We start from the raw sequence: 21,595 nt of genomic DNA, 5'->3' as shown, positions 1-21,595 counted from the left end.
CCCCGGCGCAAGGAGAGTTCATGCGGCTGGTACTGGTGACGGCGGCGATCACCTTCGTGGTGGATCAGCTTTCGAAATGGCTCGTGGTGCACGTGATGGGGCTGGCGCAGCGCTTGTCGATCGACGTGCTGCCGCCATTCCTCAACTTCCGTATGGCGTGGAATCGCGGGGTCAACTTCGGCCTCTTCGCGGATGATGCCGCCGCTGCGCGCTGGACGCTGATCGCCGTGGCGCTGGGGATCGTGCTCTTCGTCTCGGTCTGGCTGCGGCGTGATCCGCCGGGGCGGCTGGGCTTGATCTCGGGCGGGCTGCTGATCGGTGGCGCGCTCGGCAACGTGATCGACCGGCTGCTCTACGGCGCCGTGGCGGATTTCCTCAACATGTCCTGCTGTGGGCTGAACAACCCCTTTGCCTTCAACGTCGCCGATATCGCGATCTTCGCGGGGGCGATCGGGCTGGTGCTCTTCTCCGGCGGGACCGAGGCGGGCAAGCGCGGGAAAAAGGCCCCGTGACGGGGCAGGCTGGATCGTATAGATCCGGGCGAAAGGCAAGAACCGGAGAATGGCCATGAAGCTGCCGCATCTCGTGCTGATGCTCGGACTTACCGGGCTCGTCGCCTGTACGACGAGTGATCGCACGCTGCACCAAATGCGCAACAACCGCGGCACCCCCGAGGAGTTCGCCATCGTGCCGAACAAGCCGCTGGAGATGCCGCAGAGCTTTGCCGAGCTGCCGACGCCAACGCCCGGCAGCGCCAACCGCACCGACCAGACGCCGCTCGCGGACGCCGTCGCGGCGCTTGGCGGCAACCCGGCGCAGCTGGCGGTTGGAGAGGTGCCATCCCGCGATGCCGCGCTGGTGAACCGCGCCTCGCGCTACGGCCGCGATGGCGACATCCGCACGCGGCTCGCCGTCGAGGACGCCCAGTTCCGCCGCGACAGCTCGGTGTTCAACTGGAAGCTCTTCAAGGACAACGAGTATAACAAGGTCTACCGCGACCAGATACTCGACCCCAATGCTGCGTTGACCGCCTACCGCAAGGCGGGCGCCCGCACCCCCTCTGCGCCGCCCCCCGCCGACTGAGCGCGCGGCACATCACGAAACCGCAAGCCCAGCTTGGAATGACTGCCCCCGCCCCGTAGGTTGGGGGCAGATGTCGTTTCAGCCGAGGAATGGGGGCTTGCAGATGAAGTCATGGAGCGCGGCGCTGGCCGTGATGGTGCTGTCGGCAATGCCGCTGCGGGCGGAGACAGCCGGAATCCTCCCCGAGAAGACGCCGGTCACCACCTTCTCGCTCGACAACGGCATGGACGTGGTCGTGGTCGAGGATCACCGGGCGCCGGTCGTCGTGCATATGGTCTGGTACAAGGCGGGCTCCGCCGACGAGACCGCGGGCAGCTCGGGCGTGGCGCATTTCCTCGAACACCTGCTCTTCAAGGGCACCGACACGCTGGCGCCGGGCGAGTTTTCCAAGATTGTCGCCCGCAATGGCGGCACCGACAATGCCTTCACCTCCTATGACCAGACCGCCTATCACCAGCGCGTTGCCGCCGACCGGCTTGGGCTGATGATGGAGATGGAAGCCGACCGCATGGTCAACCTGCAGCTCGACGAGCAGGATATCCTCACCGAGCGCGACGTGATCATCGAGGAGCGCAACATGCGCACCGAGAATGACCCGGGCGCGCTGCTGCGCGAGCAGATGGGCGCGGCGCTCTACCTCAACCACCGCTACGGCGTGCCGGTGATCGGCTGGCGCGAGGAGATGGAGCAGCTCGATCTCGACGATGCGCTGGCGTTCTATCACCGCAATTACGCTCCCAACAACGCGATCCTTGTCGTCGCCGGGGACACCACGCCCGATGAGGTACGCACGCTGGCCGAGCAGACGTACGGCAAGCTGCCGGCCAACCCCGAGGTCGGTGCCCCGCGCGACCGCCCTCAGGAGCCGCGGCAGATGGCCGAACGCCGGTTGCGCTTCGAGGACCCGCGCGTCGCGCAGCCCTATGTGATGCGCCGCTACCTTGCGCCCGAGCGCGACCCCGGCAACCAGGAAGAGGCCGCGGCGCTGACCCTGCTTGCCGAGATCCTCGGCGGCGGGCAGACCTCGGTGCTGAACCAGAAGCTGCAGTTCGAACAGCACAAGGCGATCTACGTCGGGGCCTTCTACGATGGCACCTCCTATGATGATGGCAGCTTCGGCTTCGGCATCGTGCCTGCGCCCGGCGTGACGCTGGAGGAGGCCGAGGCGGCGCTCGATGCCGAACTGGCGGCCTTCCTCGAGACCGGCTGCGATCCTGAGCAGCTCGAACGGATCAAGTTCCAGGCCCGCGCCTCCGAGATCTACGACCGCGACGACGTGGCCAGCGTGGCGCAGCGCTACGGCAATGCGCTGACCTCCGGCCTGACGGTCGAGGACGTGCAGGCCTGGCCCGAGATCCTGCAGGGCGTGACCAGCGAACAGATCGTCGCCGCCGCGCGCAAGGTCTTCGACAAGCGCCATTCGGTCACGGGCTACCTGACCACCCCCGCCGACGCCGCGCCGGAGGCCGCTCCCGCCGCCATGTCGCTGCCGCAGACTGATGCCGAAGAGGTGACCCAATGACGTTCCGCATCGTGACCGGCCCGCTGATCGCCGCGGCGGCCTCGCTCTGGCTGGCGCTGCCCGCCGCCGCCGAGATCGACATCCAGCAGGTCGAGACTCCGCTGGGCTTCAAGGCCTGGCTGGTCGAGGAACCCTCGATCCCCTTCACCGCGCTGGAGATCCGCTTCAAGGGCGGCGCGGCGCTGGACGCGCCGGGCAAGCGCGGCGCGACAAACCTGATGGTCGGGCTGCTGGAAGAGGGCGCCGGCGCCTATGATGCCCAGGGTTTCGCCGCCGAGTCGGAGTCGCTCGCCGCGAGCTTCGGCTACGATTCGAGCCAGGACGCGGTCTCGGTCTCGGCGCGCTTTCTCACCGAAAACCGCGACGACGCAGTCGAGTTGCTGCGCCAAAGCCTGATCGAGCCGAGCTTTTCCGAAGCCGCGCTGACGCGGGTTCGGGCGCAAGTGATCTCGGGGATCCGCAGCGATGCCAAGGACCCCGACAGCATCGCCAGCGCGACATTCGACGCCGAGGTCTTCGGCGACCACCCCTATGCGACCGATGCCTCGGGCACGGTCGAGAGCGTCCGCGCGCTCACCCGTGACGACATCGTCGACGCCTGGAAAGGCGCCATGGCCAAGGACCGGGTCTATATCGCCGCGACCGGCGACATCTCGCCCGAGGAGCTCTCGGCGCTGATCGACAATCTTCTGGCCGACCTGCCCGACACCGGTGCACCTCTGCCCCAGGATTTTGACGTGCAGACCACGGCAGGGATCACGGTCGTGCCCTTCGAGACACCGCAGTCGGTGGCCCTCTTCGGACAGAAGGGGCTGAAGCGCGACGATCCGGACTTCTTCGCGGCTTATGTGATGAACACCATTCTCGGCGGTGGCGGCTTCGAGGCGCGGCTGATGAACGAGGTGCGCGAAAAGCGCGGCCTGACCTACGGCGTCTATTCCTACATCGTGCCAATGGACCATGCCGAGCTCTACCTCGGCCACGTCGCCTCGGCCAATGACCGCATCGGCGAGGCCATAGACGTCATCAAGGACGAATGGGCCAAGCTTGCCGAGAACGGCGTCACCGAGGCGGAGCTCGACCAGGCCAAGACCTATCTCACCGGTGCCTACCCGCTGCGCTTCGACGGCAACGGGCCAATCGCCGATATCCTCGTCGGCATGCAGATGGACGGGCTCACCCCCGATTACATCGCCACCCGCAACGACGAAATCGAGGCGGTGACCCTCGAGGACGTGAAACGCGTCGCCGCCCGCGTGCTGAAGCCCGACGCGCTGCGCTTTGTCGTTGTCGGCGAGCCCGAGGGCGTGGAGAGCACCGAGCCCGAGTGAGCCCCCTTCGCGGGAAAAGCCCTGGGCACAAGACAAAGGCGGGTCCGACATCGGACCCGCCTTCTCTCATTCAGGTTTCCCCCGGGGGCGTCTTGTGGGCGGATACATAACGGAGGAGCGGAGGCAGTGCCTCCACTCTATCCGTCGCTGGACTTCAGCCCAGCAGCCCGGCGTGACGCAATGCCGCGTCGATGCGGGCGCGCACCGGCTCGGTCACTGGCAGCAGCGGCAGGCGCACTTCCTCGTTGCAGAGGCCCAGACGGCTCATGGCGTATTTTGCGCCGCAGACGCCCGGCTCGGCAAAGATCGCCTGGTGAAGCGGCATCAGCTTGTCCTGCAGTTCCAGCGCCTTGGCATAGTCGCCCGCGAGCGTGGCCGCCTGCATCTGGGCGCAGAGCGCCGGGGCGACGTTCGCGGTCACCGAGATGCAGCCGATGCCGCCCTGGGCGTTGAAGCCATGCGCGGTGGCGTCCTCTCCCGAGATCTGCAGGAAGTCCGTGCCGCAGGTGATACGCTGTGCGCAGACCCGTGCCAGATCGCCGGTGGCGTCCTTGACGCCGACGATACGCGGCAGTTTGGCCAGCTCGCCCATGGTGGCGGGGGACATGTCGACCACCGATCGGCCGGGAATGTTGTAGATGATGATCGGAAGGTTCGCGGCGTCATGCACGGCGGTGAAATGCGCGATCAGCCCGGCCTGGGTCGGCTTGTTGTAATATGGGGTGACCACCAGCGCTGCCTGCGCGCCGACCTTTTCGGCGAACTGCATGAAGTGGATCGCCTCGGCGGTCGAATTCGACCCCGCGCCAGCGATCACCGGGATCCGGCCCGCGGCGGTTTTCACCACGCAGTCGATGACTGCCTCGTGTTCCTCGTAGCTGAGGGTTGGGCTCTCGCCGGTCGTCCCCACGGGCACCAGTGCCGAGCTGCCCTCGGCCACGTGCCAGTCCACGAGTTTCTTGAGCGCGTCGAAATCCACGACGCCGTCCTTGAACGGCGTGACCAGTGCTGGCATCGAACCTTTGAACATGACACGCTCCTTTAATGTTTATGTGTTCGCTTCGTAGCTGCGAGACCCCGGGCTGGAGGGAATGTGAATTGGATCACCCCCTGCCACGCGGTAATCTCCGCGGCGTGTCTATTCCTTTTCGTCAAGGAAATTGCAAGCTCATGTCGCGCCTCCGCGCCGCTCTCTTCGTGCTTCTTGCCCTGATTGCCACGCCTGCCCTGCCCGACGAGCGCCCGCTCGCCAAGGCCATGGCGGACATGCGGTCGGGCAACTGGGCCTCCGCTCTTATCGAGTCGCGGGGCGACGGCCAGGCCGCGCTCGACGTGGTGCTCTGGCACTACCTGCGCGCCAGCCGGGGCAACGCCGCCCAGGTGATGGATTTCATCACGCGCAACCCCGACTGGCCGGGCATGCCCTACCTGCGCGAGAAGTCCGAGATCGCCATTTCGGAATCCGATCTCGGCACCATCCGCGCGTTCTTCTCGGGCTACCTTCCGCAGACCGGCGCCGGGGCGCTGGCGCTGGCGCGCGCGCATCTGGCCGAGGGGCAACGCGGCGCCGCCGAGGCCGACGTCGTCATGGCCTGGCGCACCCTGCCGCTCAGCGCCGAAGAGCGCGCGACGTTCCTGCGCGACTGGCCCGATCTGCTGAAACCGCATCACGAGGCGCGGCTCGACATGGCGCTCTGGCAGGGCTGGGAGGACAATGCGCGGGCGCTTCTGCCGCTGGTCTCGGACGGCTGGCGCAAGCTCGCGGAGGCGCGGCTGGCGCTGCGCGCGCTGGATCCGGGCGTCGATAGCCGCATCGAAGCGGTGCCCGCGGCGCTGGCGAACGATCCGGGGCTGGCCTATGAGCGCTACCTCTGGCGTCTCCGCAAGGGCCGCGACGACGATGCCATCTCGCTGCTGCTCGAACGCTCGAGCAGTGCCGAGGCGCTTGGCGAGCCCTGGGCCTGGGCCGGGCGGCGCGACGACCTGGCGCACCAAAAAATGCGCCGGGGCGATGCCGAAACCGCCTATGCCATTGCCTCGCGTCACGGGCTGACCGAGGGCGACCAATACGCCGCGCTGGAATGGCTCTCTGGCTTCATCGCGCTGCGCTTCCTCGAAGATCCGCAGACCGCGCTGCGCCACTTCCGCAACCACGACGGGGCGGTGACCTCGCCAATCTCCAAGGGCCGTGCGGGCTACTGGATGGGCCGCGCGCTGGAAGAGCTGGGCGACACCGAGGGGGCGAAGCAGGCCTATGCGCAGGGCGCGCGCTACCAGACCTCCTTCTACGGGCTATTGGCGGCGGAGCGTGGCGGCATCGCGTCCGACCCGAAGCTGGCGGGAACCGAGAGCTTCCCCGACTGGCGCGCGGCGCCGTTTACCCAAAGCAGCGTCTACAGCGCCGCGATCCTGCTGCTGGCGTCGGGCGAGACGTCGCTGGGCGAGCGCTTCCTGACCCATCTCGCCGAAGGGCTCGACCGGCAGCAGATCGGCCAGCTCGGACAGATGCTGGCACAGATGCAGCGTCCGCACGTCGAGGTCATGGTCGGCAAGCGCGCGGCGCAATATGGGCTCGAGCTGGCCGGCCCCTACTACGCGCTGCACCCGGACCTGCTGAAGGTGGATTTCCCGGTCCCGCGTGAGATGGTGCTGTCGATCGCGCGGCGCGAGTCCGAGTTCGATCCGCGCGTGGTCTCGGGCGCAGGCGCGCGCGGGTTGATGCAGCTGATGCCCGGCACCGCCAAGGAGGTCGCGGGCTGGCTCGGCGTGCCCTACAGTTTCGAGGGCCTGCTGGACAACCCGGGCTACAACGCCAAGCTCGGCGCGCGCTACCTGCAGAGCCTGTCGCAGCAGTTCGACGGCAACCCGGTGATGATGGCGGCGGGCTACAACGCCGGGCCGTCGCGCCCGGTGAGCTGGATGAAGATCTTCGGCAACCCGCTGAAGGGTGAGATCGACATGATCGACTGGATCGAGCTGATCCCCTTCACCGAGACCCGCAACTACGTGATGCGGGTGACCGAGAGCCTGCCGGTCTACCGCGCGCGGCTGGGACTCGAGCCGCACCCAGTGCCGTTCAGCGAGGAGCTGACCGGCCATACGCTGCGGGTGGGGCAGTAGAAGCGCCCGGCGTGACGTGGCCTCACCCCTTCGCGCCGAGGCCCATCTGCATCAGCGTCTTGCGCACGGATTTGACGCCGTAGAGCGCATCCAGCGCCGTGGCGCGCGCGTCGCGCAGCAGCGGGGTCGACAGCATCGAGGCGCGGTTCAGCGCGGTGATCCCGGCGACGCGGGCACGGATGTCGGGCATCCGCTTGCGGGCGTAGGCGTCGAGCATCGACGCCTCGCCAAGCGCCTCGGGGCGCGCCACCGCGAGATCGTGCAGCACCTTCATGTCGGCCAGAGACATGTTCAGCCCCTGCGCGCCGATGGGGGGCACCACATGCGCCGCCTCGGCCACAAGCGCGAGGCGCTGGCCGGTCAGGCTCTCGGCGTGCTGCGCGATGATCGGCCAGATGGTGCGGCGCGAGGCCAGCTTCAGCGGGCCGAAATGGTGGCAGGACCGTTCGGACATGGCGGCCTCGAAGGCGGCCTCGTCCAAGGCCATCAGCGCCTCGGCCTTTGGCCCTTCCTCCATCCACACGACCGCCGAGGAGGGCTGGCCCTCGAAATCGGGCAGGGGAACCAGCGTGAACGGCCCGCCGGTTCGGTGAATTTCCGTCGAGACATTGCCATGCGGGATCGGGTGGGTGGTGGCGAAGGCAAGCGCCTTCTGTCCGAAGCGGGTGGTCTTCACGCCGATCCCCGCGGCCTCGCGCATCGGCGAATTGCGTCCGTCCGCGGCAATTACCAGCCGGGTGCGGATACGCCGGCCATCGCTGAGCGTGACGCGGGCCTCGGCCTCGCGGGTGAAGAGTGCGGTCGTGGCGGTGCCGGGCAGGAAGGTGACGCGCTCCATCCCGTGCAGGTGGGCCGACAGCTCGCGCCGCAGCAGCCAGTTGGGAAGGTTCCAGCCAAACGGCAGCTCGGAGATCTCGGCGCTGTCGAAATCCTTGACGATGCGGGGCTCGGGCAGCTCGCCGCCGGCGTCGACGATGCGCATCACCTGCAGCGGCATGGCGTGTGGGGCGAGGCGCTCCCAGAGGCCCGCCTCGGCGAGAAACGCCTGCGCCGGTTGCAGGAAGGCGGTGCTGCGCAGGTCGGCGCCCTGCGCCTCGCGCTCTGTCACCGGCGGCGCCGGATCGACGCAGAGCACGGAGAAGCCGGCGTTGCCGAAGGCGGCGGCCGCGGTGAGCCCGGCGATCCCGCCGCCCGAGATGAGAATGTCGTAATCCATGACCGCTCTCCTTTGCGCCCTTATCTAGGGCAGGCGGGCGGCCATGACCATGCGGCTTACTTGCCGACGGTGATCCAGAGCAGCATGAAGTAGCACACCGGCACCAGCGCCAGCGCGGTCATGGCAAGGCCCACGAGGCCGAAGGCCAGGGTGTTGACCACGGCGATCACCAGCAGCAGCGCGGCCACGAGGAAGAAGACGGCCTCGCCGCGAAGTCCGCGCTTGGCGGGGGCGTGGGTGTCCTGAACGGTGGTGAAGTCGGCTGCGGTCATGGGACTCTCCTGTCTGAAGCTGGGCAGGAGATAGGCAGGGAGCCTGCGTGCTCCCATGCCGAAAAATGTCGCAGCCCCCGCGCCGCGGCGGCGAGGCGGCCGCGGCGGCTCAGGAAAGCCGGGCGAGGAAAGCTGTCAGATCGTCCGTATGATGCTGGATATGTTCGCCTTGTCCGCGTTCGGGGGCGACATGGACGGTGCGCATGCCCATGGCGTGGGGTGCGGCAAGATTACGCGGATCGTCCTCGAACATCGCCGCGGTGCCGGTGTCGGTGCGGGAAAGGGCAAAGACCGTCTCGAAGGCCCTCGGCTCGGGCTTGGGGAGATATCCGGCGTGTTCGACGCCATAGATCGCATCGAAAGCGGCCGCGAGCCCGCGCGCTTCCAGCACCCGCGCCGCGTAGGGCGCGCTGCCGTTGGTGTAGACGATCTTGCGCCCCGGCAGGTTCGCGATCAGCTCGGCAAGGCGCGGGTCGGGCTCGAGTGCGTCGAAGGAGATGTCATGCACCTCGGTCAGATAGGCTTCGGGGTCGAGCTGGTGGTTTGCCATCAGCCCGGCCAGCGTCGTGCCGTGGTCCATCCACCAGCGCTTGCGCAGGGTGTTGGCCTCGGCTTTGTCGGCACCCGTCACCCGCATGACCACGTCGGTCATCTTGCGCTCGATCTGGTCGAAGAGCCGCACGGCCGGCGGATAGAGCGTGTTGTCGAGGTCGAAGACCCAGTGGCGCACATGGGAGAAATGCTGCTTTACCATGGCTGCACCCTACGCTCGGGCAAGCCGGCCGGCAATGCGCGGTGGGGCCGCAGGGCGACGCTGCGCGGCCTGCGGCCAAGCGGGGCGTTGATCCCGGCCCCCCGCTACCGCTATCTTGCTGCATCACCTATGAAGGACCGCCCCAGATGAGCCAGATCCGGACGCCGAACAAGGATGCCTACACGCTGATCCTCGAGGCTATCGACCAGGGGGTGTACCGCCCCGGCGACCGGCTGGTGGAGAGCGAGCTGGCCGAGCGATTCGGTGTCTCGCGCACGCCGATCCGCGAGGCGCTGCAGCGGCTCGAGACGCAATCGCTTCTGGCGCGCGACGGGCGCTCGCTGATCGTCGCCTCGCTCGATCACAACCAGATGGCCGAGCTCTACGTGGTCCGCACCGAGTTGGAAGGTCTGGCCGCCCGGCTCGCGGCGCGCCATGCCACCGAGGAAGAGGTGCAGGTGCTGCGCGACATGGTCGAGGACGACCGTGCCCTGCTCAACGATCCGGCGGCGCTGGCGCGGGCCAACCGCCGCTTCCACCGGATGATCCAGCTCGCCTCGCACAACCGCTACCTCGTGCAGCAGCTTGACCTCGTGCACCGCTCCATGGCGCTGATGGCGACGACCTCGCTGGCCGCCGAGGGGCGCGGAACAAACGCGCTGGCGGAACATGCGGCCATCGTTGATGCCATAGCCCGGCGCGACGAGGCGGCGGCAGACAAGGCGCTGCGCGAACATATCTCGGTGGCCTTCGTCACCCGTCTCAAGCTCGACAGCCGCAAGACCGCCTGATCCGTGCCAGCCGGAACCGTCACGGATCGCCCGCGGGAGCATCGGTGCCCGCGTGGTCCGGGGCCGAGTGCCCGTGGGTGGTCTTGTCCCAGTAGAAGGGCCGGCGCAGCGTCTCCCACAGCGCCTTGTAGAGCGCGATCGTTGCCAGCGGATAATAGAGGAACAGCGTCGGCACCCAAGGCAGGAGCCGCGGATGCGGGCTGCGCAGCACGCCGCCGAGGCCGATCAGGAGCATCACCGCCTCGGAGCCGAGCAGCAGCGTTGTGAGCGCCGGCAGCAGGTTGGCCGTGGCGGGGCCGAGCGCAGGGTAGGACGCCCCGAGTTGATAGAGCCAGAAGCCCCAGAGCAGCGGCGCCAGCAGCAACTGCAGCAGCGCGACGAGAAAGATGAGCTGCAGTCCCAGCATCCGCCAGGTGCCCAGCTCGCGCAGGCAGCGGCGGGGATGGCGCATGTGGACCCGCCAGGTGATCAGGTAGCCCTTGAGCCAGCGCGAGCGCTGGCGGATCCAGGGCCAGAGCCGGCAATTGGCCTCTTCCAGGGTGACCAGCGGCAACAGCTCGGTGCGATAGCCGAAGCGGGCCAGGCGGATGCCGAGGTCGGCGTCTTCGGTTACGTTATGCGCATCCCAACCGCCAACCCGGTCGAGCGCCTCGCGGCGGAAGAAGACGGTGGTGCCCCCCAGCGGGATCGCAAAGCCGAGCCGCGCAAAGCCGGGCAGCAGGATGCGGAACCAGGAGGCGTATTCGAGGGTGAAGCAGCGCGAGAGCCAGTTTGCCTTGGGATTGTAGAAGTCGAGAATACCCTGCACGCAGCCGATCTCGGGCGGGGCGCGGCTGAAATGCGCGACGAGGCGGCGCAGCTGGTCCGGGGCGGGGCAATCCTCGGCGTCGTAGACCCCGATGAGCGCGCCGCGGGCAAAGTTGAGCGCGTAGTTCAGCGCGCGGGGCTTGGTGGTTACGCCGCCGGGAGGCACCTCGACGATGCGCATCCACGGCGGCAGCGCCGCGGCGTCGAGCGTGGCGCGGGTGATCCTGTCCTCGGCCTCGAGCACCAGCAGCACCTCAAGCGCGGCGCGCGGGTAGTCGAGCCGATCAAGCCGCTGCACCAGCGTGGCGGCGATGGTTTCCTCGCGGTGCAGCGGGACAATGAGCGAAATGGAAGGGCATCCCGAGGGTCCACCCTCCGGACCGGTGGGGAGCGGGGGCATCGGGGCCATGCCGGCTCCGAAGGCGGCGAGCTTGGCAAGCTGCGTGACCAGCATCGTCGTCGCGGCCAGCGCAAGGGAAGCGCCAAAGAACATTGTCGGGGCGCTGAATAGCAGCGTCAGCAGCGCGGCCAGCGAAATGGCGAGCAGAGCGGCGCGCGAAGGCGGCAGCCGGTTCAGGTCGCGGCAGCTGAGATCGGCGGGAAGGCTGGTTTCGGCTTGCAACGCCATGTCCGCGGCGTGGCGCTCGGTGACCTCGGCGAAGATGTCCGCCTCGGTCGCGAGGGCCAGAACAACGCGGCTCTCGCTCTCGGGCAGCAGGGCGCGGACCCGGGCGAAGCCCTCGGGATGCGCCATGGCAAGCAGCAGCCCGTCATCGATCCGCAACCAGGGCAGCGCGCCGTGGCGCAGGCAGACATCGGGCGGCAGCAGACCCGCAAGCGCGGCGGAGGGCGGGGCGGTCAGCCGGGACAGGGCGGGCGCCCCGTGGCTGCGCGCCAGAGCGTCGCGCAGCTGTTCGGGCGAGACCCGTCCCTCGGCCTGCAGCAGGCGGGAGAGCGGATTGCGCTCGAGCCGGCTGCGGGCCAGCGCCTCGAGCGCCTGTACCGCGTCCAAGGCCCCGTCCTCGAGGAGGAGCGCGGTTATCGGACGGCCAAGATCGGACAGCCCACCGGCGCGCCGGCGAGTCTGGGACGTCGGAGGCGTGTCTTGCATGACAGGCTCCTGAACTCTCTGGATACAGGGAGTTCAGGGCATGTCGGTAAATCGAGTCTTAAATTGTGGCTCTCCGCGAAACAAATCGCGGGAAGATCACATGTTGTTCACGAACCGTTCGAACAGGTAGAAGCTGTCCTGCGGGCCGGGGCTGGCCTCGGGGTGGTGCTGAACCGAGAACACCGGCCGGTCCGTCATGCGAATCCCGCAGTTCGAGCCGTCGAAGAGACTCACGTGGCTCTCGACCACGCCGGCGGGCAGGGTCTGGCCGTCGACGGCGAAGCCGTGGTTCATCGAGGTGATCTCGACCTTGCCGGTCTCGAGTTCCTTGACCGGGTGGTTCGCGCCGTGGTGGCCGTGGTTCATCTTGATGGTCTTGGCGCCGAGCGCCAGCGCCAGCATCTGGTGGCCAAGGCAGATGCCGAAGATCGGCAGCTCGGTCTCGTCGAGGATACCCTTGATCATCGGCACGGCGTATTTGCCGGTGGCGGCAGGATCGCCCGGGCCGTTCGACAGGAAGACGCCGTCGGGTTTATGCGCCAGCACCTCGTCTTTCGTCGCGGTGGCGGGCAGCACCGTCACCTCGCAGCCGGCCGAGGCCAGGCAGCGCAGGATGTTGCGCTTGGCGCCGTAGTCGATGGCGACCACCTTCTTGCGCGGGTTGGTCTGAGCCTTGTAGCCGTCCGGCCAGGCCCACCGCATCTCGTCCCAGCGGTAGCTCTGGGCGCAGGTCACGTCCTTGGCGAGGTCGAGCCCGGTGAGGCCGGGGAAGGCGCGGGCGGAGGCGACCAGCGCCTCGACGTCGAAGACGCCTTCGGGGTTGTGCGCAATGGCGACGTGCGGCGCGCCCTGCTGGCGGATCGCCCGGGTCAGCCGGCGGGTGTCGATGCCGCCGATGGCGATGCGCCCGCGCGCCGCCAGCCAGTCAGAGAGCTCCTGCACCGCACGCCAGTTCGAGGACTGGGTCGGCATCCATTTCACCACCATGCCCGCCGCGACCGGATCGCCGGTCTCGTCGTCCTCGGGGTTTACCCCGGTGTTGCCGATGTGCGGGAAGGTGAAGGTGACGATCTGCCCGGCGTAGGACGGATCGGTCATGATTTCCTGGTAGCCGGACATCGAGGTGTTGAAGCAGAGCTCGGCCTGCGCCTCCCCCGTGGCACCGAACCCCTGTCCGTAAAACAGCGTCCCATCGGCGAGCGCGAGGCATGCGGTGGGCTTTTGGGGGGTGGCGAGCGACATGGCGCGACTCCTGTTCGGATCTGGGCGGGAAGCAAATCGCGCCATGCCTAAGGGAAGCGCTCGAAAGGGTCAAGCGCTGATTTCCTCAAATAAATATAGCAAAAACAATGGCTTCCATTGGTATAGGGCGGGATTGCGCCCTTTGGAGCCTTTCTGTAGTCTCGGGGCTTGGAAACGTAAGGGGATATCCTTTCCGATGGATTTGCGAGAACGCATCAAGGCCGCCACCAAACAGGCCATGAAAGACAAGGACTCCGAGCGGCTCTCGACGCTGCGCCTGATCACCGCAGCCGTGAAGGATCGGGACATCGCCGCCCGTGCCGAGGGCAATGACGACGGGGTCGAGGATGCGGAGCTGCTGTCGATCCTCGCCAAGATGGTGAAGCAGCGCCGCGAGAGCGCGCGCACCTACGAAGAGGGCGGGCGTCTCGACCTCGCCGAGGCGGAACTGGCCGAGATCCCGATCATCGAGGAGTTTCTCCCCAAGCCGCTGAGCGACGACGAGGTCTCGCAGGCGGTCGACGCGGCGGTCAAGGAAGTGGGCGCCAGCTCGATCCGCGATATGGGCCGGGTGATGGGCGTGCTGAAGACGCGCTATCAGGGCCGCATGGATTTCGGCGCCGTAGGGCCGATGGTCAAGGACCGGCTCGCGGCGGCCGGCTGAGGCACGTTCCCTCCAAGAAATTTGCACCTCTCTTCGAAGAGAGGTGCCGCGCGTTCAGGGGGCGGGGAATGCCTCCGCCACCTGCGAAACCTCGGTTGCATCGGCGATCCGGAAGCGCTGAACGAAGCGCGTCTTGAACCCGACCCGCCCGCGCCGGGCGCCGAAATTTTCCCCGTGGTTCAGCACGTAGAGAACAGCAGGCGTGCGGAATGGCACCAGCGTCCGCCCGGCCAGCGCCGCGAGATAGGGGAACATCCGGTGCTCATGCTGGGTCATCTCGCGCAGGAAATCCGCGCTCTGCGGCAGCGCCGGGTCGTGGTGCAGCGCGAGGCATGAGCCGCAGAGCTTCCAGAACGGCTTGCGCAGCGGCAGCGCGGCAGTCGGCGGTCCGGCCAGCGCGACGTCGCCGGTGGCGTGGTCCATGACGTAGCCCTCTTCGACAAGATAGCCCGCCTCCTGCCGCTCCAGCATTTCGGCCACGGTGCCGTCCCGCAGCAGGTCGTCGGCATCGAAACTCATGACGTAGGAGGGTCTCGTGACGATCTTTCCAAGGTGATCGCAGAGCGCCGCAAGCTTGCGCCACTTGTCGTTGCCGGGGGTCGGATCGTCGAAGGGCAGCCAGCTGATCCGCGCATCTGCGGCCAGCGCAGCGGGCAGGGTCGGGCGCTCCTGGCAGCAGATCACTGCCTTCCAGGCGCCTTGCTGCCGCCGGAAGCTCTCCAGCGTCTGCGCCAGCCGGGCGATCACCGCCTCCCAGTCGCCGACGTGGTGCGGGCCGACCAGAGGAATGAGAAAGAGCACCTGCTCGGCGCGGGGGCGCTGCCGTCCGGTTGTCGCGACCCGCAGCGCGAGCGCGGCGCGTTCCGAGGCCACGGGCGAGAGCTTTCCGGCCAGCGCCGGGCTCACGGCGGCGGCAAGGCGCAGCGCCCGGCGCTTCATCTTCTTGGTGGCAGGGACCTGGGCCATGGAAACCTTTCGCGCGGTCAGGGCCGCGCCAGATGCCGCAGCCGGTCGGAAAGCTCGAGATAGAGCATCTTGCGCTCCTCTTCGCTCAGAAAGGCGCCGATCTCAACCTCGCGTCCCGCGCCCTTGAGCGTGACGTAATGGGGCACCGGTCCGCCGGTCTCGTGCATCTGGGCAGTGACCCAATAGGTATTGCACTGCCAGTCCTGCGCCGCGCCCCGCGGGTTCTGGCGCAGCAACTGCGTGATCTGCGGCGAAAGCGTCAGCACCTCGACGATCTGCCGGTCCCGCTCGTTGCGGCGCAGCGCGTACCAGATGCCGCCGAGCGCTGCGAGCATGAAGGGCAGCAGCGCCCAGAGCAGATGCGTGCCGAGCAGCCCGTAGAAGGGGATCAGCGCCATGAAGAAGAAAATCCCGATGAAGGTGACGAAGCCCTTGGCCGAAAGCGACTGGTGCGGCCAGAGCGTCAGCTCGCCGCCCGTGTCGTCAGGGGCTGGGGTCCACCGGTAGGGCATGGGCGGAGACTAGCACCCGCGCGCGGCCTGTCGAAGGGAATTGCCGGTCAACCGCTGATCCTGCCGGACTCGAGCGCCGCGGCCCAGTCGTCGCGGCCGCCCTTGCGGGCAAGGGCAACCATGCGAGCGGGATTGTAGGGTATGTGCTGGTGCGCCACCTGCCAGCACTGCCTGCCGCGGGTCGGCATGGCCGTGGATGTCGGCGATCACAGCGAAGCGGTCGGGCAGGGTCATCGCGGTCTGCTCGGGACGCGGCCCCGCAAAGGAGAACCGGCCCCGAGGGTTTCCCCGGGGCCGGCGCTTGTCACTCTCTCTGAGCGTCAGCCGCTCAGTGGGCGGGATGCTTGTCCCAGTCCTCGCGCTTCGGCAGCTGCTCGAAGGTGTGCTCGGGCGGCGGCGAAGGCAGGGTCCACTCCAGCGTGTCCGCGTATTCGTTCCACGGGTTCGCGGCGGTGCAGGCGGCGCCTTTGCGCAGCGAGTGCCACATGATCCAGAAGAAGAACAGGAACGAGGCGAAGGAGATGATCGCGCCCCAGCTCGACACGTGGTTCCAGAGGGCGAATGCCTCGGGATAGTCGATGTAGCGGCGCGGCATGCCCTGGCGGCCCAGGAAGTGCTGCGGGAAGAAGGTCAGGTTCGCACCGATGAACATGACGTAGAAGTGTAGCTTGCCGGCCCATTCGGGGTACATCTTGCCGGTCATCTTGGGGAAGTAGAAATAGATCCCTGCGAAGATCGCGAACACCGCACCCAGCGACATCACGTAGTGGAAGTGTGCCACGACGTAGTAGGTGTCGTGGTAGGCACGGTCGACGCCTGCCTGGCTCAGCACCACGCCGGTCACGCCGCCCATGGTGAAGAGGATCAGGAAGCCGATCGCCCAGAGCATCGGCGTCTTGAACTCGATCGAGCCGCCCCACATCGTGGCGATCCAGCTGAATACCTTCACGCCGGTCGGCACCGCGATGACCATCGTCGCCAGCATGAAGTAGCTCTGCTGGGTCAGCGACATCCCCACGGTGTACATGTGGTGCGCCCAGACGACGAAACCAAGCGCGCCGATCGCGATGATCGCCCAGACCATCGGCAGGTAGCCGAAGACCGGCTTGCGCGAGAAGGTAGCGATCACGTGGCTGATGATGCCGAATCCGGGCAGGATCACGATGTACACTTCCGGGTGGCCGAAGAACCACAGGATGTGCTGGTAGAGGATCGGGTCGCCGCCGCCCGCCGGGTTGAAGAAGGTCGTCCCGAAGTTGCGGTCGGTCAGCAGCATGGTGATCGCGCCGGCCAGAACCGGCAGCGACAGCAGGATCAGCCAGGAGGTCACGAAGATCGACCAGGAGAACAGGGGCACCTTGAACAGCGTCATGCCCGGGGCACGCATGTTCAGGAAGGTGGTGATCATGTTGATCGCGCCGAGGATCGAGCTGGCACCCGAGACGTGCACCGCGAAGATTGCGAGGTCAGTCGAGAGGCCGGACTCAGTGGTCGAAAGCGGCGGGTAGAGAACCCAGCCGATGCCCGAACCGAGCTGGCCGTTGCCGCCGGGGGCGAAGACCGAGCAGACAGCCAGGGTCGAGCCGGTCACGTAAAGCCAGTAGCTGAGGTTGTTCATCCGCGGGAAGGCCATGTCCGGCGCGCCGATCTGCAGCGGCATGAAGTAGTTGCCGAAACCGCCGAACAGCGCCGGGATGACCACGAAGAACATCATGAGGATCCCGTGGCCGGTGATCATCACGTTCCACAGATGCCCATTGGGGGTACAATTCTCGACCGAAGTCGGGAAGAGGCGTGCGCCCTCCATGCACATGAACTGCACGCCCGGGCTCATCAGCTCCAGGCGCATGTAGACGGTGAAGGCCACGGAGATGAGGCCCACGAATGCCGCGGTAATCAGGTAGAGAATCCCGATATCCTTGTGATTCGTGGACATGAACCATCGGGTGAAGAACCCGCGGTCGTCCTCGTGCTCGTGGCCGTGAATGGCTGCATCTGCCATTGCGTGCCTCCTGTTGGTCCTTGTTAGGTACGTCCCTCGCAAGGGCGCGCACTTACTCCTCCACGCCCCTCGTCTGGCAATCCTTTTAGATGCCGACCAACGGCCGGGCAATCATCTCCTTTGATCTAGATCAAAATTAATTGTCGCACCCCCCCCTTGCGCTTCTCGGGCGGCGGCTTCGCGACCCCGAGGCTCAGGCGGCGGGCCAGCGCGTCGCGAGACCGGCCATCAGCGCGCGGTCGGTGTCGTCGAGTGGGCCGCTGGCGCCAGGGCGGAAACGGTCGCGGAAGGAGGTGAGAAGCGCGGGGAGCTGTTCGGGCGCGACCCGGTAGCCAAAGCGCCAGGCGTCCTTCAGGAAATCGCCCGGCTCGGTGGGCGCGGCGCACACCGCTAGGCCCTTGGCGACGAGGCGGGACCAGTCGAAGAGCGGGCCCGGGTCGATCTTGCGCCCCGGCGCCATGCAGGCGTGGCCGATGACACGTTCGGGGGGAATCGACCAGCGCGCGAGGATGCCCGAAAGCAACACCTCCAGCGCCGCCATTTGCGCCTCGGGGAAGGGCTCGGCGCCGGTATTGGCGATCTCGATGCCGATGGAGCGGGAATTGACCTCTTCCACCGAGCCCCAAGCACCGAGCCCGGCGTGCCAGGCGCGCATTTCCTCGGTCACCAGCTGCCAGCAGGTGCCGTCGTAGCCAAGCACGTAATGGGCCGAGACGCCGGCCTCGGGGGAACACAGCCAATCGCGCGCCGCCTCCGCGCTCTTCATCGCGGTATAGTGCAGCACAACGAGATCGGGCCGCGCGCCGTAGCGTCGCGGCCCGAAATTGTCAGACGGGAACCAGATCGGGTCCAAGGCCCGGTTCAGTAGCCGCGCACCGCGCGGAAGGGCGCGGGATCCCAGCTGCAGGCGAAGCCGTCGCCATCCGGGTCGAGCCCGTTGCGGTCCTTCTCGGGGCCGCCGCCGGACAGGAAGGCTTCCTGTGCACGGTCGCTGGTCTCGTACTTGGCGCAGTTGCGCTGGCCCTTTTCTTCGGAGGCAAAGGCCGAGCGGCTGTAGAGCGGCGTGCCGACCGGGTTGTTGGTCTGCAGCGCATAGGCGACGATGTTCGGCGCATCCGAATCCGGCCGCGCCGGCAGATCGGTCGGGGCGACCACCTCGTATTGCGCGCGGTTCTGCTGGATCAGCGTCTTGTCGTCCTCGATGGTGCGTTCGGACGAGACCGCGTCAAAGCTGTTCTCTTCCGACAGGCCCGAGGAATCGGTGACCGACTGCGGCGCCGGGGTACCGGCTGTCGTGGGCAGCGGCGTGCCCGCGGGGGCGTCGAGCACCGAGGTCGCCGCGGCGACCGCCGGATCGTCGCTCCGCCCCGCCGGGGGGAGCTCCGAGGAGGTGACCGCCGGGCTGCTCTCGAGCACCGCGTCGCGCTGCGCACGCTCGGCCTGGTAGCTGTCGTAGTCGTTGAAGCCCGCCCCGCTGTCGGGGATCGGTGTGGTGCAGGCGGCGAGGGCCAGCAAGGCCGCGCCACCGAGGAGAATGCGTGTCATAACCGCTGCCCTAGTCCTTTTCTGGCGCCTTTTTTAAGGGGCCTTTACCACCATTTCGCCGGTTTTGCCACAAACCCGGCGGCTTGTTCCAGCGCGTAGGCGGTGTTCAGAAGATCACCTTCCTCCCACGGACGGCCGATCAACTGAAGTCCGAGCGGCAGGCCCTTGGAGTCCAGCCCGGTCGGAACTGCAACGCCCGGGAGCCCGGCAAGGTTCAGCGTGACGGTGAAAACATCCTGCAGGTACATCTGCACCGGGTCCGCGGTCTTCATCTCGCCGATGCCGAAAGCCGACGACGGGGTGGCCGGCGCGAGGATCGCGTCGACCCCTGCGGCGAAGGCATCCTCGAAGTCCTTCTTGATCAGCGTGCGGACCTTGCGGGCGCGGTTGTAGTAGGCGTCGTAGAAGCCTGCCGACAGCACGTAGGTGCCGACCATGATGCGGCGCTGCACCTCGAGACCAAAGCCCTCGGCGCGGGTCTTCTCGTACATGTCGTTGATGCCCTCGCCCTGCGCCAGCTTGGCACGGTGGCCGTAGCGCACCCCGTCGTAGCGGGCGAGGTTGGACGAGGCTTCCGCCGGCGCGATCACGTAATAGGCCGGCAGCGCGTACTTGGTGTGCGGCAGCGAGATCTCGACGACCTTCGCGCCGGCATCCTGCAGCATCTTCGCGCCCTCGTCCCAGAGCTTGGAGATCTCCTCGGGCATGCCCTCGACGCGATACTCCTTGGGAATGCCGATGGTCTTGCCGCGGATGTCGCCGGTCAGCATGGCCTCGAAGTCGGGCACGGGCAGGTCGGCGGAGGTGGAATCCTTGGGGTCGTGGCCGCACATCGCCTGCAGCATGATCGCCGCGTCGCGCACGTCCTTGGTCATCGGGCCGGCCTGATCGAGCGAGCTGGCATAGGCGACGATGCCCCAGCGCGAGCAGCGCCCGTAGGTCGGCTTGATGCCGGTGATGCCGGTGAAGGCGGCGGGCTGGCGGATCGAGCCGCCGGTGTCGGTGCCGGTGGCCGCAAGGCAGAGGTCCGCCGCAACCGCCGAGGCCGAGCCGCCCGACGAGCCGCCTGGGGTCAGCTGGGTGTCATCGCCGGTCCGTTTCCACGGGTTCACCGCAGGGCCGTAGCAGGTGTTCTCGTTCGAGCTGCCCATGGCGAACTCGTCCATGTTGAGCTTGCCCAGCATGACCGCGCCGGCGTCGAAGAGCTGGCTGGTCACGGTCGACTCGTACTCGGGGGTGAAGCCCTCGAGGATCGCCGAGGCCGCCTGCGACGGCACGCCCTTGGTGCAGAAGAGATCCTTCACGCCGATCGGAAGGCCGCACATGGCGGGCGCATCGCCAGCCTTGATGCGCGCGTCGGCGGCCTTGGCCTGCTCCAGCGCGATCTCGGGGGTCTTGTGCACGAAAGCGCCGAGCGCATCCGCGCCCTCGATGGCCGAAAGGCAGGCTTCGGTCAGCTCCACCGAGGTCACGTCGCCCTTGCGCAGCGCGTCGCGGGCCTCGGACAATTTCATCTTGGTCAGCTCGGTCATTCCACCACCTTCGGCACGGCAAAGAAGCCCTCGCGGGCATCGGGGGCGTTGGCGAGGATCTTGTCCTGCATGCCGCCGTCGGTCACGCCGTCGGCGCGGCGCTTCAGGCGCATCGGGGTCACCGAGACCATCGGCTCGACGCCCTCCACGTCCACCTCGTTCAGCTGCTCGATGAACTCGAGGATGTTGCTGAATTCCTGTGCCAGCGCCGGAAGCGCCTCGTCTTCCACGCGGATGCGTGCCAGCTTGGCGACACGCGCCGCCGTCTGAATGTCGATCGACATGGGTTCCCCCTGTCCGTGAATGTCCGTCAAAGTCCCGTTGCCTTTACCCCCCCACGCATCGCCCCGCAAGGCGCAGAGAGGGGGCCAGGGGGCGGGTTCCCGGAATCACGGTCGAGCCGCCGGTCGGATGCCGCGCCCCGGCAGGCGCGCGTAGGGGCGACGCTGCGCCATGTGTCGAACGCTCCCCGCTCGACAGGCTCATTCCCGCGCGCTAGGTCAGGCCCTGTTCCATTTCCCAGCAACAAGACCTCCCGAGCCGTGTCCCAGTTCTTCTCCCGCCTCTCCGTGCTGCCGCTGCTGCTGGCCGCCTCGCTTCTCTCGGCCTGCGCGGCTGCGCGCGATCCGCATGTGCCCGCCCCGCCGCCCTCGGAATACGCCGCGCTGGCGCAGTCGATCCAGAATCTTGGTCCCGGCGTCGATCCCGAAGAGGCGCAGCGGATGGCGCGCATCTCGATCGACTACCCGCGCGAGCTCGCAGTGGCGTGGAACGTGACCGACCCGGCCTACATCCACAACATCAAGGTCAACAACGGCACCCGACCCCGCGGGCTGTGCTACCAGTGGGCGGACGATCTGCAGGCGCGGCTCGAGCAGGAGAACTTCCGCACCCTCGACCTGCACCGCGGCATCGCCAACGCGATGAAGACCTTCCGCATCGAGCACAGCTCGGTCATCGTCAGCCAGAAGGGCGGCACGATGAAAGAGGGGATCGTTCTCGATCCCTGGCGCTTCGGGGGCGAGCTCTACTGGGGGCCGGTGGTGGATGACCACAAGTACCCCTGGGTCGAGCGGCAGGAGGTCTTTGCCACCAAGCGCGCGCTGCGGCTACAGGAGGGCTGAG

At 67.5% G+C, this 21,595-nt stretch carries 21 protein-coding genes; 8 read left to right on the top strand and 13 right to left on the bottom strand.

Annotated features, from left to right (window positions below; all coding sequences use genetic code 11):
• Positions 1–20: 20 nt before the first annotated feature.
• The 4 genes from lspA to G0Q01_RS04515 all read left to right on the top strand — a co-directional run bounded on the left by lspA (position 21) and on the right by G0Q01_RS04515 (position 3,936).
• The gene (lspA, locus tag G0Q01_RS04530; protein ID WP_108968125.1) at positions 21–512 is read left to right on the top strand and encodes a signal peptidase II; all 492 of its coding nucleotides are present in this window, start codon (positions 21–23) and stop codon (positions 510–512) included.
• A 55-nt stretch (positions 513–567) separates the two neighbouring features.
• Complete coding sequence (locus tag G0Q01_RS04525) at positions 568–1,083, top strand: DUF3035 domain-containing protein (RefSeq protein WP_164190783.1); 516 nt, start codon at positions 568–570, stop codon at positions 1,081–1,083.
• Positions 1,084–1,186: 103 nt separating this feature from the next.
• Positions 1,187–2,605, top strand: a complete 1,419-nt coding sequence (locus G0Q01_RS04520; RefSeq protein WP_164190779.1) for a pitrilysin family protein — start codon at positions 1,187–1,189, stop codon at positions 2,603–2,605.
• On the top strand, positions 2,602–3,936 hold the full coding sequence (locus G0Q01_RS04515; RefSeq protein ID WP_164190776.1) for a pitrilysin family protein: 1,335 nt from the start codon (positions 2,602–2,604) through the stop codon (positions 3,934–3,936). Before G0Q01_RS04520 ends, G0Q01_RS04515 begins: the two co-directional genes overlap by 4 nt.
• Positions 3,937–4,090: 154 nt before the next feature.
• Here the strand turns inward: G0Q01_RS04515 and dapA are convergent, their stop codons facing one another.
• Complete coding sequence (gene dapA, locus G0Q01_RS04510; protein WP_108968119.1) at positions 4,091–4,966, bottom strand: 4-hydroxy-tetrahydrodipicolinate synthase; 876 nt, start codon at positions 4,964–4,966, stop codon at positions 4,091–4,093.
• A gap of 140 nt (positions 4,967–5,106) precedes the next feature.
• Between dapA and G0Q01_RS04505 the strand changes: the two genes are divergently transcribed.
• Positions 5,107–7,056, top strand: coding sequence for a lytic transglycosylase domain-containing protein (locus G0Q01_RS04505; RefSeq protein WP_164190771.1), 1,950 nt, complete (start codon positions 5,107–5,109; stop codon positions 7,054–7,056).
• A 22-nt stretch (positions 7,057–7,078) separates the two neighbouring features.
• On the opposite strand, the gene G0Q01_RS04500 is transcribed toward G0Q01_RS04505, so the two are convergent.
• From G0Q01_RS04500 to G0Q01_RS04490, 3 genes are all read right to left on the bottom strand, one after another.
• Complete coding sequence (locus G0Q01_RS04500; protein ID WP_164190767.1) at positions 7,079–8,272, bottom strand: UbiH/UbiF family hydroxylase; 1,194 nt, start codon at positions 8,270–8,272, stop codon at positions 7,079–7,081.
• Positions 8,273–8,328: 56 nt separating this feature from the next.
• Positions 8,329–8,544: a hypothetical protein gene (locus G0Q01_RS04495; RefSeq protein ID WP_164190763.1), complete on the bottom strand. Its 216-nt coding sequence runs from the start codon at positions 8,542–8,544 to the stop codon at positions 8,329–8,331.
• 109 nt (positions 8,545–8,653) lie between these two features.
• A complete protein-coding gene (locus tag G0Q01_RS04490; protein WP_164190759.1) occupies positions 8,654–9,298 on the bottom strand; it encodes a pyrimidine 5'-nucleotidase in 645 nt (214 codons plus the stop codon).
• 146 nt (positions 9,299–9,444) lie between these two features.
• On the opposite strand from G0Q01_RS04490, the gene G0Q01_RS04485 reads away from it, so the two are divergent.
• Positions 9,445–10,089: a GntR family transcriptional regulator gene (locus G0Q01_RS04485; RefSeq protein WP_108968109.1), complete on the top strand. Its 645-nt coding sequence runs from the start codon at positions 9,445–9,447 to the stop codon at positions 10,087–10,089.
• Positions 10,090–10,108: 19 nt separating this feature from the next.
• On the opposite strand, the gene G0Q01_RS04480 is transcribed toward G0Q01_RS04485, so the two are convergent.
• Positions 10,109–12,007, bottom strand: coding sequence for a glycosyltransferase family 2 protein (locus tag G0Q01_RS04480; protein WP_164190756.1), 1,899 nt, complete (start codon positions 12,005–12,007; stop codon positions 10,109–10,111).
• 96 nt (positions 12,008–12,103) lie between these two features.
• Positions 12,104–13,249 (bottom strand): glutamine-hydrolyzing carbamoyl-phosphate synthase small subunit, encoded by a 1,146-nt coding sequence (gene carA, locus G0Q01_RS04475; RefSeq protein ID WP_164190733.1) that lies wholly within the window; start codon positions 13,247–13,249, stop codon positions 12,104–12,106.
• Positions 13,250–13,445: 196 nt separating this feature from the next.
• Between carA and G0Q01_RS04470 the strand changes: the two genes are divergently transcribed.
• Positions 13,446–13,913, top strand: coding sequence for a GatB/YqeY domain-containing protein (locus G0Q01_RS04470; protein WP_108968104.1), 468 nt, complete (start codon positions 13,446–13,448; stop codon positions 13,911–13,913).
• 54 nt (positions 13,914–13,967) lie between these two features.
• Here the strand turns inward: G0Q01_RS04470 and G0Q01_RS04465 are convergent, their stop codons facing one another.
• From G0Q01_RS04465 to gatC, 7 genes are all read right to left on the bottom strand, one after another.
• Positions 13,968–14,879 carry a hypothetical protein gene (locus G0Q01_RS04465; RefSeq protein WP_164190716.1) on the bottom strand — a complete coding sequence of 304 codons (912 nt, stop codon included), beginning with the start codon at positions 14,877–14,879 and terminating at the stop codon, positions 13,968–13,970.
• Positions 14,880–14,896: 17 nt separating this feature from the next.
• Positions 14,897–15,391 (bottom strand): DUF2244 domain-containing protein, encoded by a 495-nt coding sequence (locus tag G0Q01_RS04460; protein WP_164190713.1) that lies wholly within the window; start codon positions 15,389–15,391, stop codon positions 14,897–14,899.
• 328 nt (positions 15,392–15,719) lie between these two features.
• Complete coding sequence (gene ctaD, locus G0Q01_RS04455; protein ID WP_108968098.1) at positions 15,720–17,393, bottom strand: cytochrome c oxidase subunit I; 1,674 nt, start codon at positions 17,391–17,393, stop codon at positions 15,720–15,722.
• Between the two features lie 193 nt (positions 17,394–17,586).
• Positions 17,587–18,294 carry an N-acetylmuramoyl-L-alanine amidase gene (locus G0Q01_RS04450; protein ID WP_164190806.1) on the bottom strand — a complete coding sequence of 236 codons (708 nt, stop codon included), beginning with the start codon at positions 18,292–18,294 and terminating at the stop codon, positions 17,587–17,589.
• On the bottom strand, positions 18,255–18,938 hold the full coding sequence (locus tag G0Q01_RS04445; protein WP_164190710.1) for a hypothetical protein: 684 nt from the start codon (positions 18,936–18,938) through the stop codon (positions 18,255–18,257). The genes G0Q01_RS04450 and G0Q01_RS04445 overlap by 40 nt, the downstream gene beginning before the upstream one ends.
• A gap of 44 nt (positions 18,939–18,982) precedes the next feature.
• Positions 18,983–20,470 carry an Asp-tRNA(Asn)/Glu-tRNA(Gln) amidotransferase subunit GatA gene (gene gatA / locus G0Q01_RS04440; RefSeq protein ID WP_164190708.1) on the bottom strand — a complete coding sequence of 496 codons (1,488 nt, stop codon included), beginning with the start codon at positions 20,468–20,470 and terminating at the stop codon, positions 18,983–18,985.
• Positions 20,467–20,754, bottom strand: coding sequence for an Asp-tRNA(Asn)/Glu-tRNA(Gln) amidotransferase subunit GatC (gene gatC, locus G0Q01_RS04435; RefSeq protein ID WP_164190706.1), 288 nt, complete (start codon positions 20,752–20,754; stop codon positions 20,467–20,469). Before gatC ends, gatA begins: the two co-directional genes overlap by 4 nt.
• 258 nt (positions 20,755–21,012) lie before the next feature.
• Here gatC and G0Q01_RS04430 point away from each other — a divergent pair, with 258 nt between their 5' ends.
• Positions 21,013–21,594: a hypothetical protein gene (locus tag G0Q01_RS04430; protein WP_108968089.1), complete on the top strand. Its 582-nt coding sequence runs from the start codon at positions 21,013–21,015 to the stop codon at positions 21,592–21,594.
• The last annotated feature ends 1 nt before the right edge of the window (position 21,595 follow it).

The organism is Salipiger sp. PrR007, assembly GCF_010499845.1.
In the GTDB taxonomy this organism is placed as follows: Bacteria; Pseudomonadota; Alphaproteobacteria; order Rhodobacterales; family Rhodobacteraceae; genus Salipiger; species Salipiger pacificus_A.
This window is presented reverse-complemented; position numbering and strand designations above follow the sequence as displayed.